This window comes from Staphylococcus sp. EZ-P03 (assembly GCF_003344575.1).
Classification (GTDB): Bacteria; Bacillota; Bacilli; order Staphylococcales; family Staphylococcaceae; genus Staphylococcus; species Staphylococcus simulans_B.
Genome location: NZ_QPMO01000006.1, coordinates 22,158 through 37,953, shown reverse-complemented (window position 1 = coordinate 37,953; position 15,796 = coordinate 22,158). Strand labels below are relative to the sequence as shown.

At 36.1% G+C, this 15,796-nt stretch carries 14 protein-coding genes; 5 read left to right on the top strand and 9 right to left on the bottom strand.

Annotation, left to right across the window (positions count from 1 at the left end):
* Positions 1–481 precede the first annotated feature (481 nt).
* From DVJ99_RS03035 to hemE, 4 genes are all read right to left on the bottom strand, one after another.
* Complete coding sequence (locus DVJ99_RS03035) at positions 482–1,039, bottom strand: RBBP9/YdeN family alpha/beta hydrolase (protein WP_114603086.1); 558 nt, start codon at positions 1,037–1,039, stop codon at positions 482–484.
* Between the two features lie 269 nt (positions 1,040–1,308).
* Positions 1,309–2,706 (bottom strand): protoporphyrinogen oxidase, encoded by a 1,398-nt coding sequence (gene hemY, locus DVJ99_RS03030; RefSeq protein ID WP_205527045.1) that lies wholly within the window; start codon positions 2,704–2,706, stop codon positions 1,309–1,311.
* Positions 2,699–3,655: a ferrochelatase gene (hemH, locus tag DVJ99_RS03025; RefSeq protein ID WP_114603084.1), complete on the bottom strand. Its 957-nt coding sequence runs from the start codon at positions 3,653–3,655 to the stop codon at positions 2,699–2,701. Before hemH ends, hemY begins: the two co-directional genes overlap by 8 nt.
* Before the next feature lie 40 nt (positions 3,656–3,695).
* Positions 3,696–4,733, bottom strand: a complete 1,038-nt coding sequence (hemE, locus tag DVJ99_RS03020; RefSeq protein ID WP_114603083.1) for a uroporphyrinogen decarboxylase — start codon at positions 4,731–4,733, stop codon at positions 3,696–3,698.
* 339 nt (positions 4,734–5,072) lie between these two features.
* On the opposite strand from hemE, the gene DVJ99_RS03015 reads away from it, so the two are divergent.
* Complete coding sequence (locus tag DVJ99_RS03015; RefSeq protein WP_114603082.1) at positions 5,073–5,576, top strand: signal transduction protein TRAP; 504 nt, start codon at positions 5,073–5,075, stop codon at positions 5,574–5,576.
* A 69-nt stretch (positions 5,577–5,645) separates the two neighbouring features.
* On the opposite strand, the gene ecsB is transcribed toward DVJ99_RS03015, so the two are convergent.
* Positions 5,646–6,872 carry an ABC transporter permease EcsB gene (ecsB, locus tag DVJ99_RS03010; protein ID WP_114603081.1) on the bottom strand — a complete coding sequence of 409 codons (1,227 nt, stop codon included), beginning with the start codon at positions 6,870–6,872 and terminating at the stop codon, positions 5,646–5,648.
* On the bottom strand, positions 6,869–7,606 hold the full coding sequence (ecsA, locus tag DVJ99_RS03005) for an ABC transporter ATP-binding protein EcsA (RefSeq protein ID WP_105993045.1): 738 nt from the start codon (positions 7,604–7,606) through the stop codon (positions 6,869–6,871). The genes ecsB and ecsA overlap by 4 nt, the downstream gene beginning before the upstream one ends.
* A gap of 137 nt (positions 7,607–7,743) precedes the next feature.
* Here ecsA and DVJ99_RS03000 point away from each other — a divergent pair, with 137 nt between their 5' ends.
* The 4 genes from DVJ99_RS03000 (at position 7,744) to prsA (ending at position 10,666) form a co-directional block, all read left to right on the top strand.
* Entirely contained in the window at positions 7,744–8,169 is a 426-nt protein-coding gene (locus DVJ99_RS03000; protein WP_114603080.1) for an HIT family protein, read from the top strand.
* A 68-nt stretch (positions 8,170–8,237) separates the two neighbouring features.
* Positions 8,238–8,708, top strand: a complete 471-nt coding sequence (locus DVJ99_RS02995) for a hypothetical protein (RefSeq protein WP_114603079.1) — start codon at positions 8,238–8,240, stop codon at positions 8,706–8,708.
* A gap of 258 nt (positions 8,709–8,966) precedes the next feature.
* Positions 8,967–9,533 carry a DUF3267 domain-containing protein gene (locus DVJ99_RS02990; RefSeq protein WP_114603078.1) on the top strand — a complete coding sequence of 189 codons (567 nt, stop codon included), beginning with the start codon at positions 8,967–8,969 and terminating at the stop codon, positions 9,531–9,533.
* A gap of 161 nt (positions 9,534–9,694) precedes the next feature.
* Complete coding sequence (gene prsA / locus DVJ99_RS02985) at positions 9,695–10,666, top strand: peptidylprolyl isomerase PrsA (protein ID WP_114603077.1); 972 nt, start codon at positions 9,695–9,697, stop codon at positions 10,664–10,666.
* Positions 10,667–10,728: 62 nt separating this feature from the next.
* On the opposite strand, the gene yhaM is transcribed toward prsA, so the two are convergent.
* From yhaM to DVJ99_RS02970, 3 genes are read right to left on the bottom strand one after another with little or no spacing between them, the layout of a single operon-like run.
* Positions 10,729–11,670, bottom strand: a complete 942-nt coding sequence (yhaM, locus tag DVJ99_RS02980; RefSeq protein ID WP_114603076.1) for a 3'-5' exoribonuclease YhaM — start codon at positions 11,668–11,670, stop codon at positions 10,729–10,731.
* A complete protein-coding gene (locus tag DVJ99_RS02975) occupies positions 11,667–14,603 on the bottom strand; it encodes an AAA family ATPase (protein ID WP_114603075.1) in 2,937 nt (978 codons plus the stop codon). Before DVJ99_RS02975 ends, yhaM begins: the two co-directional genes overlap by 4 nt.
* Entirely contained in the window at positions 14,600–15,790 is a 1,191-nt protein-coding gene (locus DVJ99_RS02970) for a metallophosphoesterase family protein (protein WP_114603074.1), read from the bottom strand. Before DVJ99_RS02970 ends, DVJ99_RS02975 begins: the two co-directional genes overlap by 4 nt.
* Between the last annotated feature and the right edge of the window lie 6 nt (positions 15,791–15,796).

Sequence of the window (15,796 nt, the reverse complement as noted above, 5' to 3'; positions counted from 1 at the left end):
TATTGTTTTCGGTACGTCGTAAATCTATAACCTCCATTCTTTACTTTGTATTTAATATTGTTCAGTCCTTCGGTACATTTTCCCTACTATGACTTCTGCTGACTTCTCATAATTCGTTGTTACTACGATTCGAAGAATCGCTTATGAGACCTCCTCGGGTAAGATTAACCACTTTCCACTCATGTCATTGCATCATTTACTCATACGAATTCGGGCAGTATCGGACTTTGTTTTGTTTGGCAAACTCATCCGTTCGCATAAGCCTTGATATGATGTTTCTGTTCGTCAATGCGAGTGTTTGCGTCCGACTTCCTTCAGATTCCACCTCACGATGGACACCCTTGTCTTTCGCTAACAGTTCCTACTGCCAAGCCTGTAATGGACTTTCACCATCAAGTTGCTAATCATGCCGAGCGCACCAAAAAACGTCTCACCGTTTTCATTCGGCGAGACGTTTTTTCGTATCTCTTTATCATATATTTTATTTAGACATACGTTTCATCATATTATTTTTTAAAGCTAAGAATGTATCATAACCGTCATTCGTAGTAAAATGACCGCCATCTTTAATAATTCTTGTTTTGCCTCCGAATGCTTTTACAATGTCTTCTGTTGCTTGATACGGCACAAAAGGATCATCATTAGAAGCAAGTCCATAGAAATAATCAATTCGCGGTTTAAGCCCTTCTATGTCCAATGTCACATCTGATGCATGGAGTTCTGGGTTGATATCCTTTGCATCGGGTCCAAAGCCTGCAATACTGAAGAAACCTTCAATATGTACATCAGGATGCTGCTCTAAATACTTCAGCCCTGCAAGTGTACCAAAGCCATGTGTCACGAAATAAGTTTCATAATTAGTAATATCAATTTGCTCATTTAATTGTGTCAGCCACTCATCCATATTAACCGGCAGACTATGTTCAATATTCACAATATCTGATTGATAACCTTCTAATTTAAGCGATTGTTCTAACCATTCATACCAGTTTTCATGTGCATCTGCACCTTGTGCATGAATTAAAATAATATTTGTCATCAACTTCACCTCTTGCACTTTCAAATAGAAAATGACCTGAATAACAGGTTCAAATTCCTGAAAACAAACTGCTGCCTCTTGTGCTCATCAAAAGGTAGCCGTTGTTTCAATACTAATAGAACCTAGGTTCAGGTCATCTTTCTCTTGTATACTTCTTCTATCTATATCATACAATCCATTATATTATCTCACTGTCTTCCATATTCAGATTAATCTTATTTGATAAAAAGGTCAATCTTTTTTTCAGAAATTTCATCGTTTCTTAATAATTATTGTACAGCGCTTGCTAATTCTTCTGCAGAATCTTTACCTTGTTGAATACAATCTGGTAAACCAACTGCTTCAAATCCCGCACCTGTTATACGCAAATGCGGATACGTATGTCTAATATGGTCTTGTATACGTCTAATATGCTGAATATGACCTACATGGTATTGCGGCATGCTCTTCGGCATACGATGGACGATTGAGAATTCAGGGTCTCCTTTGATCGTCATCATTTGACTTAAATCTTTTCTCACTGTCGCAACAATTTGTTCATCGTCCATCTCTTCGAGAATCGGATCGCCAGGTTTGCCGACATATGCACGCAACAAGACTTTGCCTTCTGGTGTTGTAAACGGCCATTTCTTGCTGGTCCATGTGCATGCTGTGATGCGTGTATCAGATGTTCTCGCAATCACAAATCCAGTACCATCATAAGTGTTTTCAACATTTTTTGCATCGAATGCCAGCACAACAGTGGCTACTGAGGTACTGTCCATTGTTTTAAAGTAATCTAATGCCGGATCTTCAGAGAACCATTGCATGAACGTTTGATGCGGTACAGTTACAAGAACACCGTCATAAAAGTGTTTTTCGCCTTTATAAACCACATTGTAGCCTTTTTGGAAGCCGATAATATCTTCGACTTTCGTTTGATATTGAATCGTTGTACCTTGTGCTTCAACTGCTTGCGTCAATGCCTCTATAAATGAACTTAAACCATGTCTGAACTGTTTGAATTGTCCTTTAGGCGCACCTGGATACAATTCTTTTTGGCGTTGGCGTTCGAGCTTTTCTTGACGCATACCTTTGATAAGACTGCCGTATTCTTCTTCTCGTTGTTTAAAGTTAGGGAAGGTACTCATCAAACTTAATTGATCGATATCTGTACCATAGATACCGCCCATTAAAGGTTCAATTAAATTTTCCAGTACTTCATCCCCTAAACGTTGTCTGAAGAAGTCGCCGACAGAAATATCTCCATCCATTTCAATCGGTTTTTTAGTTAAATCCAATGCTGCTCTTGCTTTCCCTTTTAAAGAAATCAGCTTAGTCGTCATAAACGGTTTGATATCAGTCGGAATACCCATAATAGAGCCGCCGGGTATCGGATATAACTGATTGCGGGCATAAATGTAGGATTGTCCGGTTTGATTGGTAATCAAATCATCACCTAACCCTACCTCTTCTGCAAGTTCTGTCATAATCTTTTTACGGCCTAAATAAGATTCCGGTCCGAGTTCAATCGTAAAGCCGTCTTTACGATACGTTTGGATTTTACCGCCTGTACGATTAGCAGCCTCGATGATTGTCACATCAAAGTCCGGATGTTCTTTTTTTAAATAATAAGCTGCAGATAAGCCTGTAATACCTGCACCTATAATTGCTATGTTCTTACTCATGTTCATCCACTTCTTTCACTGATAAGAGCTGATAAATTTCATCTGCCATAGCACCGATAAATAGCGGTTGTGTATTCGGCATCGGCGGACGATGATACGTTGCACCTATTTCATCACACACAACTTTGCATTCATGGTCATTGTCATACAACACTTCTAAATGATCGCAGACAAAGCCTAACGGCGTATAAATGAAATGTTTATAACCATATTCTGCAGCTAAACTTCTTGTTAAATCTTGCACATCCGGCCCAAGCCATGGCGTTCCGGTATTTCCTTCTGATTGCCATCCGCGTGTAGTATGCTGAATGTTAGAAAGCTCTTCTAACAAACGTGTGTTATCTTTCAGCTGTTCTGGATACGGATCATTGGATTCAATAATCATTCTTTCTGGCAAACTATGTGCAGAAACAACTAAAACTGTTTGATCATGTTCAGCTTCAGGTATCGTTTTAAGTGTCTCATTCACTTGTTTAACCCAATACTGAATAAACTTAGGCTGCTGATAGAAACTTTTAACATGTTTTAATTCAATACCGTACGGCTCAGCTGCTTTTGCTGCACGTTTGTTGTATGAGCCTACGGAGAAATTAGAATAATGCGGTGCTAAAACAATCGTAACCGCTTCAGTAATACCATCTTCATGCATTTGATCTACCGCATCTTCAATAAATGGATGGATATGTTTTAATCCAACATAAAGTTTAAATTCAATCTCATTATCTTTATACATGTTGTTGAGATGTTTTTGCAGTGCTTCTGCCTGTTCATCTGTAATTCTTGCAAGCGGCGATAAACCGCCGATAAACTCATAACGATCTTTTAAATTTTGAATTTCTTCTGGTGTCGGCTTTTTACCATGACGGATATCTGTATAATACGCTTCAATATCGCTTTCTTGATACGGCGTACCATAAGCCATCACTAGTAATCCTATAGTTCGAGTCATTATAAACCCTTCCTTTATCTTTCGTTTCACAATTCATTTATTATCTTTTCGTATATTGATGTACGTAATCCACAATCTGTTTCAACGTTTCCGGTTTCACTTCTGGGAATACACCATGGCCTAAGTTAAAGATATGTTTGCCATGTGCCATACCTTGATCCAAAATTTCATCTAATCGAGGTTGAATCACTTCCCAAGGAGCAAGCAATAATGACGGATCTAAATTACCTTGAATTGTTTTTGTTACGCCTGCATCTGCAGTAGCTTTAATTGTTGTACGCCAATCTATGCCTAACACATCAATCGGCAATGTATTCCATTCTTCGATTAAATGCGTCGCATTTACACCGAATAAAATAACCGGCACATCATGTTCAGCTTTGATACCTTTAATCAAACGTTCCATGTGCGGTTTAATATAATATCTGAAATCAGGCGCATTCAATGCTCCGATCCATGAATCAAAGATTTGAATTAATTCTGCACCCGCTTCGATTTGCGCATTTGCATACGTAATCGACATGTCGACTAAATGATTCATCAACGCATTCCATGTTGCCTCATCACGATACATCATTGCTTTTGTAAAATGATAATTCTTAGAAGGTCCGCCTTCAATCATATAGCTGGCTAATGTGAACGGTGCGCCCACAAATCCGATTAACGGCACGTTCAGCTTCTCTTCTGTTAATAATTTAATTGTATCTAAAACATAGGGAACGTCCCTTTTCGGATCGATTTTGCCCAGCTTTTCAACATCTTGATACGTTTTAATCGTATTATCGATGACAGGTCCGATTCCTGATTTAATCTCAACATCGACACCAATCGGTTTTAACGGTGTCATAATATCTTTATATAAAATTGCTGCGTCTGTTTGATAATGATCGACTGGCAAATGTGTAACATAGGCACATAACTCAGGTTGATGTGTAATTTCAAATAACGAATATTTCTCTTTTAAGGCACGGTATTCAGGCTGTGAACGCCCTGCTTGTCGCATAAACCATAATGGTGTATGCGGCACCTCTTCTCCCTTAATCATTTTTAAAATTGTATTATTTTTACGATGCACCACAGTATCCTCCCACAATAATAATCATTCTAATCTATTCTAGCATATCTAAAGAATATGCGTATTTTAATCATTGGAAATGTCATAAATACGACATAGGAAATTAAAGAAATAGAACTTTTCAATCACAATTTCTTTCTTAATTTCTCATCACTCTATATTATGACATAATTCAGCACAACTCTCATTTTCGCCGTTTGTAATTTCGACAACTTTTTGAACTTCCTTTTCATTTTTTTACCACTTTATCCATTTAATGCTTTATAATGTAAGTACTAGCAAAAAAATTGCTCTAGCAATTAATATTGTTTATTGCAAAATAAGACAAAGGAGGAGAGTACCATGAAATTCTATGCATCCTATGGTACATTCGGATACCTCAACCAAATCAGATTGAACAACAAAGACCATCAATTATATTTATTTTCAGCAAATGATACATCATTAATATTTGAAGAAACTGATATGCCGAGTGCATTAAAAGAACCTTTAACTTATGAGGTATTATCAAGAGTTAAAGAGCTTGAAGAAGAATGTTTCTATGCAGTTGTCTTTGTGCCGACTGCTGAAAATCATGCTTATCAGTTAGAAAAACGTTTAACATCATTATCTTTAGACTTTGAAAAGTTCCCTGGATTCAAATGTTATCGTTTATTGAAACCAGACAAAGGCACAACTTATAAAATTTACTTCGGCTTTAATGAACGCCGTAATTTTGAAGATTTCAAAGCTTCTTCAGTTTATCAAGAAAACTTTTCAAAAGCTGCACTATCTCAATTCTTCGGATCTAGCGGACAACATTCAAGTTACTTTGAACGTTACCTCTACCCCGTGGATAAAGACTAAGCAGAAAGCGATAGTATTAAAAGAACGCCGATTAACTAAAAAAGTTAATCAGGCGTTCTTTTTTTGCTGTTAATCTCTCAGCAATGCTTCTTGATATTTTAATTTCTTCACAATATTTCTAATCGTTAAGAATCCGACAATAAAGAACAATAATGCGAAATAAAATTGTGCTGGGAATAAAATGACATATGCGATAGTTAAAATAATCGCTACTGCAAACATAATATGATAAAGGAATTGAGCATACCCTTGAATCACTCGTTCTTCAGGAACCGGCCAAACTTGCGGCCAAAGCCCATATGCTTGCTGCGTATAAAATTGTGCCGTCTGCAAAATAATGATGTACATGAACAATCCGCCTACAATCAGCGAAATCCATTGGTTAGATAACCATATCATTAAGACTAATGTCAAAATCACCAAACGCAAAATAATATTCAATGCATCTTTCCCTCTTAAGAAACTGCGTTTGAATAAGAAGAGATACATATGTTTTGCATTATATTTATTCGCACTCGGACGTACAAGCAAGAAATCAAGATAACGTCTGCGTACTGCCATCGAGCGCAAATGTTTCACATCTGTAAACATATTGACGAATTTATAGTAATTCATATGGTGCTGCTGCTCTATCGCAATTAAGCGTTCCCAAGGCAATAACCGTTGTTGATTCCCTTTCTTTAATAACACAATCCAACCCGCAAAGATGAAAATCAAAATGATACCGAGCCATTGATGTGCACCAAGAATAATGAAGTAAGTCAGAGCAAAATAGACCCATTGAATCAACTGCATCACCCAAACAGAACGATTGGCTTGTATCCATTCCAATTTAGCAAGCAGCCCTAAATACGGATATATTAATGCAGTGATAGCAAATAAAACAAAGTAAATGAAATTACTGCTGTCTAGTTTATTAAATAACGGGAACAACACAATCAAAACTACTATCTGCAAAGCCACTCTGCCCAAATAACTATAAAGCATACTGTACTTTAAATAACTGGACATATGGCGTTCAAACGGCAGCAAGAATAATCTGTCTGCTTCTTTTAAAAATGTTCTCAGCGGAAATATAGAAATGACACCTACCGCTAAACTAGCAAGCAAAGCATAAGGAATACCGGTCGGAATATGTTTCAGCCAATTCCCGTAACCTAAAAGAAATGCGCCGAACAATATCAATAAGAATACGGAAAAGTGCCCATTAAAAATAAACTTATTGTAATGCGCTTTTTCTTTGCTGATTGCTTGTCTTCTTTGATTAAATAATGCTACTGCTCGGTGATCTGTCATACTGTCTGACCACCTTGCGTTACATGAATATAAATTTCATCTAACGTTTTATCATGCAAACCTGTTTGTGCTCTTAATTCATCTAAGTTGCCGAACGCAACAATTTTCCCTTCATCTAAAATAATGAATCGGTCGCAGTAACGTTCTGCTGTAGCTAGGATATGTGTACTCATCAATACAGTACGGCCTTCATTTTTCTTTTCTACCATTAAATCGAGCATCGATTGAATACCGAGCGGATCTAATCCAAGAAATGGTTCATCAATAATATAAAGCTCAGGATTAACGATGAAGGCACAGATAATCATTACTTTTTGTTTCATCCCTTTAGAGAAGTGACTTGGGAATACTTGTAATTCCTTCTCTAAGCGAAACGTCTTTAATAAAGGCTGCGCACGTTTCATCGCTTCTGCTTTATCAATACCGTATGCCATTGCAGTCATATCGATATGTTCTTGCAGTGTCAGCTCCTCGTAAATTACGGGTGCTTCAGGAATATAAGACAATTTATGTCTGTACTGTTCTATATCTTCTTTTATATTAGTACCGGAAATCGAAAGTTCGCCAGACGCAGGCGTCAGCAAGCCGAGCATATGTTTAATCGTCGTACTTTTCCCTGCCCCGTTTAATCCGATTAAACCTACGATTTCTCCATCATTCAATTCAAAATTAATATCTTTAATTACAGGCTTCTTACCATAGCCGCCTGTAAGGTGTTCTACTTTTACAGTCATCATTCATAACCTCCAACTGTTTTTAATTGTACCAAAAAGCGAAACATAACTCATAGAGATATCATTCACTACATGACGTTTCAAGGCGGGTAATGCTATAATGTAGATTAAGTAAACCTTTTAAGGAGTGAATTGTGATGTCAGAAACTATTTTCAGCAAAATCATTGATGGTGAAATTCCAAGTTATAAAGTTTATGAAGACGACTATGTCTATGCATTTTTAGATATCTCTCAAGTAACGAAAGGCCATACATTATTGGTACCTAAAAAAGCATCTCCGAATATCTTTGAAACAGATCTAGAAACAATGCAGCATATCGGTGCTGCGATGCCTAAGATTGCAAATGCGATTAAGAAAGCATTCAATCCAGACGGCTTAAACATCATTCAAAACAATGGTGAATTTGCAGACCAATCAGTATTCCATTTACATTTCCACTTCTTGCCTAGATATGAAAACGATGTGGACGGTTTCGGTTATAAATGGATTACACATGAAGATACGATTGACGATGCAGCAAAAGCTGAAATCGCAAAAGAGATTCAAGCACAATTTGAATGATTGCCTAAAAAACGGGTAATAGCATACTATATCAAATCTGAACATCAATTAATTAAGGAGACTAACCTATGAAAGTATTACGTATTTTAGGTGGATTAGCAGCCGGTACAGCAGCTGGCTTAGCAGTTACTGCTTTTAACAAAGACCAATCTAAAACTAGTCAAGGCGAATTTGACGACAGTACACGTGCAATCAAGCAATCTACCAACAATATCACAGGCTATGTGAATCAAATCAAAGAAGAAACAAAACAAGTTAAAACGATTGTCGACGAAGTCAAAACATTAATCAGCGACTTCATGAAAGATATTCAACCGAATATTAATCATATTCAAGAAAATATCGAAGACATTCAAAAACGCGGTGATGTTATTACAGCTACGGTTCAAGATATTACTAAAAGCCCAAGCAAGAAAAACATTCCGCCTTACACACCTAAAACGCAAGCTATCGGCAGAGATGAAAAAGAAACTGTTTATCAAAACCAATCAGCAGCTGTACAACCTAAAGATAAAAAAGTTGATACTGAAGCTGAATAAACATTCAATTAAGATTAGGACAAAATCATTTTGTTCTAATCTTTTTTTGTACTTTTTTAATGCATTTAATCACGCTTTAATATGCATTATGACAACATTTATCCCCTTTTCTCTTTCCTTTGAAAACACCTGTCAAAATTCCTCGTAAATAATACTTGACTCTTTTGAAATAAAGATAGATAATACCTAAGTATTGATAAGAAACAAGCAAAAAAACATCCAAAAATTTCAAAAATATACATGCGAGGAGGTATCGTGATGTTCATGTGTTCTCGTCAAATTGACATTAATACTAGATTTGGCTTACCGCGTATCTTTTTCATAGCGCTCGTTACTACGATTATTACTTTTTTAATTAGTTATGAGGTATTGATATTTTTATCTCACAAGGAAATTACAGATCGATACTTTTTCGTCTTTCTAGTTGCGGTGCTGTTGTTGTATCCGATTCATAAAATGATTCATTTAGTGGTACTGGCACCTTACTATAAACACTTTAAAAAGAAACGTTTAACAAAGCGTCCTTGGATACCTTTATATAACTTTTATGTCAGCACACCTGTGAACAAATACCTGTTCTGCTTATGCTTAATCACACCGTTAATCGTCATTACAGCAGCTAGCATTTATCTCGCTGCTTTATTACCGCAATACGGTCATTACTTTATGTTTTTACTTTCACTCAATGCAGGATTTTCAGTGATGGACTTCATGTACTTGAAATTGATCTTATTCTCTAATGAAGGTAAATATATCGAAGAACATTGCACAGGTTTCAATATCTTAAACAAATATGATTATCCATTAGATCCGAACTTTAATTAAATTTGAAATACTATTCAAAGGTCTGAACATTGCACTGCTTTGTTCAGACCTTTTTTTATCTTTTCCTTCATACTTTGGTCTTAATACAACAGAAATGAATTTGTATCACATTCATAGTATGGTATATTAACATTGTTATATTTAAAAAAGGAGATTGTGATATGAGATCATTTAAGAAGATTATGATTCCTGTCGCAGCAAGTGCTGTACTATTAGGCGCATGCGGGAATCAAGCAACGGACTCTAAAGATAATGTACTGATATCTTCAAAAGCCGGAGATGTTAAAGTTGAAGATGTTATGAAAAAAATCGGCAATGAACAAATTGCGAACAGTTCTTTTGAAATCCTGCTCGGCAAATTGCTTGAAAAGAAATATGCGGATCAAGTGGATGATAAAGAAATTGATAAACAAATCAAAGAAGAACAAAAACAATACGGCGGCAAAGATCAGTTTGAAAGTGCTCTAAAACAACAAGGTATGACACTTAAAGATTATAAAGAGCAAAAGAAACTTCAAGCGTATCAAAAACAACTGCTGACAGATAAAGTTAAAGTGTCTGATAAAGAGTTGAAGGACAACACTAAAAAAGCTTCTCATATCCTTATTAAAGTCAAATCAGACGACAAAGATAAAGAAGGTTTAAGTGATAAAGAAGCAAAACAAAAAGCTGAATCCATCCAAAAAGAAGTGAAGAAAAATCCGGATAAATTCGGTGAAATTGCGAAAAAAGAATCAATGGATAAAGCAAGTGCCAAAAAAGACGGCAGCTTAGATTATGTCATCAAAGGCCAAATGGTCGAACCATTCGATAAAGCTTTATTCAAATTAAAAGATGGCGAAATCTCAGATGTAGTGAAAACAGATTACGGCTATCACATTATCAAAGCTGAAAAACCAACGGACTTCTCTTCAGAACGTAAGAAATTAAAATCTCAAATCGTTCAAAATAAAGTTCAAAAAGATCCGAAAATCTTAGTAGATGCTTATAAAGATCTGTTAAAAGAATATAATGTAGACTTTAAAGATAGAGACATTAAAAAAGCAGTCGATGATTCTATCTTAAATCCAGAAAAACTTAAGCAGCAGTCACAAGGCGGCGGCAGTTCTGGTGAAGGTATGTCTACTTCTTAATCAAATCTGAATGCATAAAAATAACGCTGAATTCCTCGTTGGATTCAGCGTTTTATTATGCATTAATCTAAACTTTGCGGATTATAAAATTGTCTGTTTTCCATTGCGAAAAGACGTTCAGTGAACTGCCCTTTTCCAGTCTTTTTGAATGCTTTTTCAAACATGTTCATTCTCGCATCAATATTATCGATATAAGTTAAGATTTCCGCTTCTTTCAGCATCGGCAATTTCGGTGAACCGTATTCCAGTTTTCCGTGATGCGATAAAATCATATGTTTCAGCAACATCACTTCTTCGCCTTCGATACCTAAATCTTCTGCGGCTTTCGTAACTTCTTCGCTGGCAATAGAAATATGTCCTAACAAATTACCTTCAACAGTATATGATGTTGCGACAGGTCCGCTTAACTCTTTAACCTTGCCGATATCATGCAAAATAACACCGCTGTATAACAAGCTTCTGTTCAGCATTGGATAAATGTCGCATAATCCGCTTGCGATTTTCAGCATCGTTAATACATGATAGCTTAAACCGCTCGCAAAGTTATGATGGAATGAACTGGCTGCAGGAAAGACATAAAAAGCATCGTGGTGCTTTTTCAATAAATGTCTCGTCAATCGCTGCAGGTTGCTGTTTTCTATATCTAATAAGAAATAATCGATTTGTTCTTTAATTTGATCAGGTGTTAAGGGTGCCCCATCAATAAAATCTTTCGCAGATAAACCGTCTGCCGGCTGTGCAAGTTCAAAGTGATTAACTTTCATTTGTTTGCGGCCGCGGTAATTAATAACATCACCTTTAGCTTTGATAATCGTTTCTGATTTAAGTACTTCCATATCTTGTTTTGTGACTGTCCATACTTTAGCTTCAATTTCACCGCTTTTATCTTGCAAGTATAAAGTCATATAATCTTTACCTTGTGCAGTTACACCCTGTGCTGCACGGTGAATCAAGAAGAAATGATCAACTGAATCTCCTGGCTGAAGCTTTTCTACATTTCTCATTTTTTGCCTCCTTCTTCTAATTTTTCTAAGACTACCGTTTGTTTAGACGGAATATAGTTTTCTTTCGCGCAAGTAAAGTATAAAATTTGGTACTTCGCAGCTAATTCTTTGAGGTATTCCATCATAGCTGCTTTACGATGTTTATCAAAATGAACGAAAGCATCATCAATAATAATCGGCATTGAGTAATAAGGTTGTAAAATTTTGATCAAACTTAAACGCAATGCAATATACAATAATTCTTTCGTAGATTGGCTGATTTCATTCGGATGATACATTTGACCGTTGTGGTGTTTGACTCTGACATCTTCATTGGCATAAGTGACTTGTGAATAGTTGCCGTTCGTTAAGCGGCTGAAAATGTCGGTTGCTTCATCAATCACTTGCGGTAAACGTTTGTCTTTGATTTGTTTGATATGCGCATCGACAAGTGCTTGCAAGTAGCTGAGACTTGCCCAATCTTTCGCATTTTCATTCATTTGGTTTCTTAGCATGTAATATTTATGACGTAATTGTGCTAATGTGTCGTCAGTTTCCATATGCTTGATTTGCGCATTCAAATCACTGACTTCTGTTTGCAATGCAAGATACTTATCATTGTATTCATCAACTTGAGAAGCTAAGACATTGTTTTCATCTTCTAATTGCACTTTTGTTTTTGCACTTAAATCAGAAGCATCGTCATACATCATATTTTGATTTTCCAAGTATTTGTTTAAATCTTGATATCGGCTGTGGTTATCTTTATAAGTTGTATAACGGTTATGATAACGATAGAATGCTTCTTCATCCCCTACATTGACAAAATTGAATAAACTTTCGATAGACTGTTGATGCTCATTTAAACGTTCATTCAATTGTTCGATTTCTTTAGTCAATAATTGGATGTCTTCATCATTACGTTTCCATTTTGTTTTATTATCTTCAGCTTCTTTTAACCAGCGTTTCGTATCATGGAATAATGCTAAGGCATTAAAACTTGTTAATTGATTTTTTGTGACCGCTTCTGCATGGTTATAGAATGTATCTACTTCTTCTTTCAATGCTTTTTGCTGATCTGTTAATTCTGCAACACGTTGTTTTAATGTTTGAATACGTTCAATAGTTTTAACACCGTCAATAATCAAATCATCAGACATTTTGTCAGAGACATGCAAGTCGGATTTGACTTCTTGAATGTTTTTATCGAAGTGTTCAAAATTTTGTTTTGCTTCTTTCAACTTATCTTCGGTCAATTCGATTTTAGAACGTAATACATCTATCGCTTTATTCACACTGTGATTTTGTTCTCTTAAGCGATATTGTTCATCTAAATCAAAATCTAAGTCATAGTTTTGTTCTAAATCAGCATTTTGCTGTTCCAATTGTGCAATTTCATTTGAGAATGTCTCGCTATGACCGATTTCTGATGATTTAAACAAGATAGCTCCAACCACAAAGCCGATTGCCGCAATGACAAATATCACCGCAAACAACATTGCTTGAGTCACAAATGAGAACGCTGCTAAACCAGCACTTATAAGTGCTAATATAATAAAGATGATGCGTGTTGTTTTTTGTTTGCGATTACGTTCTTCTTGTTCTGTATCAAATGCTTCTTTCATTTTTTGATATAGATTTTTCTTTTCGCCAAGTTCAATAGATTGCTGATTATATTGTTTTTTCTTGTCGAAAACTTCATCAGAAACAAGCGCCGCTTCAACCGCTTCTTTTTCTTCATCGTTATTCGCTTGTTCGATTTGCTGTTCTTCTAACGTACGTTCAAGCTGCGTAATATAAGATGATTGATCGTTCTTCTTAGAAATTTGTTTGCTGACAAAGCTTTTCACACTATCAGACGTATCAATATTTTCATGGTCTTCTTGCCATCCGATATTAGATTTTAAGCCTTCGATTTCTCTTGTTTTATCTTCGATTTCTTTATTTAGCGCATGCAACTGCGTTTCTTTTTGTTTGATTTCATCTTCTTGTTTCACAATATTATCTAATGCTTCGATATCAATCTGTTTAGGCACAGTAATATGTTCGTTTTCATTTTGCAATTGTTCAAGCTTTTCACTGCGCAAGCTAATATCTTTTTTAAGCTGGTCTTCACGTGCTTTAGACGCTTCATAACGCTCGATACCTTGTTCAGGGAAATCAAGCGGTTCGATATTCAATTCATGCTCTAACGCTTTCCATTCTTGTGCTTGATCCAGCAATGCTAATTCTTTTTGTTTCGACTCATGCATCTTAGACAGCTGCATTAAATTTTGTTTCAAATGGTCTAATCGGCGCTCTGCTTTATCACGTTCATCAATCAGACTATGATATGACTCAAGTTCGCTTTCATGCGCTCTGATTTGATTTTGAAGGTCATTCAGCTGTTCTAACTGCTGATTAATGATTGGATTCTTGCCTGAGCGTTTATACAACTCTGCTTTTTGTGTTTCTAACTGTTCACGCATTGTTGTAAATTGTGTAGAGCCTAATGCCCCTGCTTGCAGCAAATATTCTTGCAGCTGTTTTTCATCCATATTGCGATGAATATTTTGCAGACCTAAAACGTCGAAGGAATAAATACCTTTGTACGTATTTTTATCGATATAATTTAATTTATTTCTAAGCCACTCTTCATCACGGATACCGCCGTTTTCAAGAAAGACTTTCACATCACCTTGTGCTGCACCTTTCACACGCTCAACTTCAATCTTTTGGCCGTCATCTAATTGAAGATATAATTTACCGCCGTATTGATTGCCTAATCTCGGTTCAAAGCGCGGTTCGTTTTCGCGTTTAGTCGGGAAGCCGAACAAAATAGAGTGGATAAAGGCTTGAATCGTAGATTTACCCGCTTCGTTTTCACCGAAAATCTGTGTTAATGTTTTGTTGAATTTAATCTTTCTTTCAACAAATTTACCGTATCCATAAATGTCTAATGCAAGAATCTTCATGATCTATCACCTCTCAAATCCGATTTAAGCAATGCCTCAGCACGATTAATCAATTCTGTCTTATCGAAGTCATCATAATTATCCAAGAATCTCGAAGCCTTAGGATTGAGATACAATTCATTCATTGCTTGATCGAAAACGGCTTCATCCGCTTTTAACTCTTGAGAGAATTCTTGTTCTAATGGTCTTGCATCGTCATCTTTATAAGATACAATCAATGATTCAATAAACACAAAGTTCTTTTCATTCTCTTCATATTCTTTCAACATTTCTTCAACTTGCTGCAAATCTTGTGCAGGGACAGGTTCATCACTGTCGATTTCAAGGTAAACTCTGTAGAAAGCTTTGCCTTGCTTACGCACTTGATCTTTGAATTTTTGAATAACGTCGTAAATCTCTTGTTTTGTCGTTGCTTCTGTTTCGATTTTCACTTCATCAAAGCGAATATAATGCGAAGGTTTGAATTCGACATTTAATTTGAACTCATCTCCTTCAACTAACAAGAAACCTTTGTCGCCCATTTCATTGAAATGGCGGCCTTGCGTATTGCCGGGATAAAATGTCGGCGGCATATCATTAAGCTGCTGACGCTCATGAATATGACCTAATGCCCAGTAATGATACAACTTAGAATTCAAATCTTCTAAACGAAACTCAGTATAGCGGTGTTTTGTTGAGGATTTGCTGTAAGTACCGTGTAATACACCGATATGCAGGCCTTTCTCGCCTTGACTGGAAGGATACTCATCTAATTTATTTTCATAGCTTGCTTCATCTTGATAACTGAAACCATGAAGATAAATCTTTTCTCCGCCCTTTGTGATGGTTTGATATGTTTCAACATTTTTATCGAATACCGAAACATTCTCCGGCCAATCTGTTGTAACATTATCAGAAAGCGGATCATGATTGCCGTGGCACATATAAACAAATATCTGTTCTTTCTTTAAGCGTTCAAATTGTTCTTTTAAAAATACTTCTGCTTTCAATGTACGATTTCGATGATTGAATACATCTCCGGCAATTACGATAAAGTCCACTTCTTCTTGCAATGCAAAGTTGACAATAGATTTAAAACTTTCGTATGTACTTCTTTTAACATCTTCATAAATGTTTTCACTCAAATGACTATGCGTTTTAAACGGACTATCCAGGTGTAAATCTGCACAATGAATAAATTTCACCATATTGGT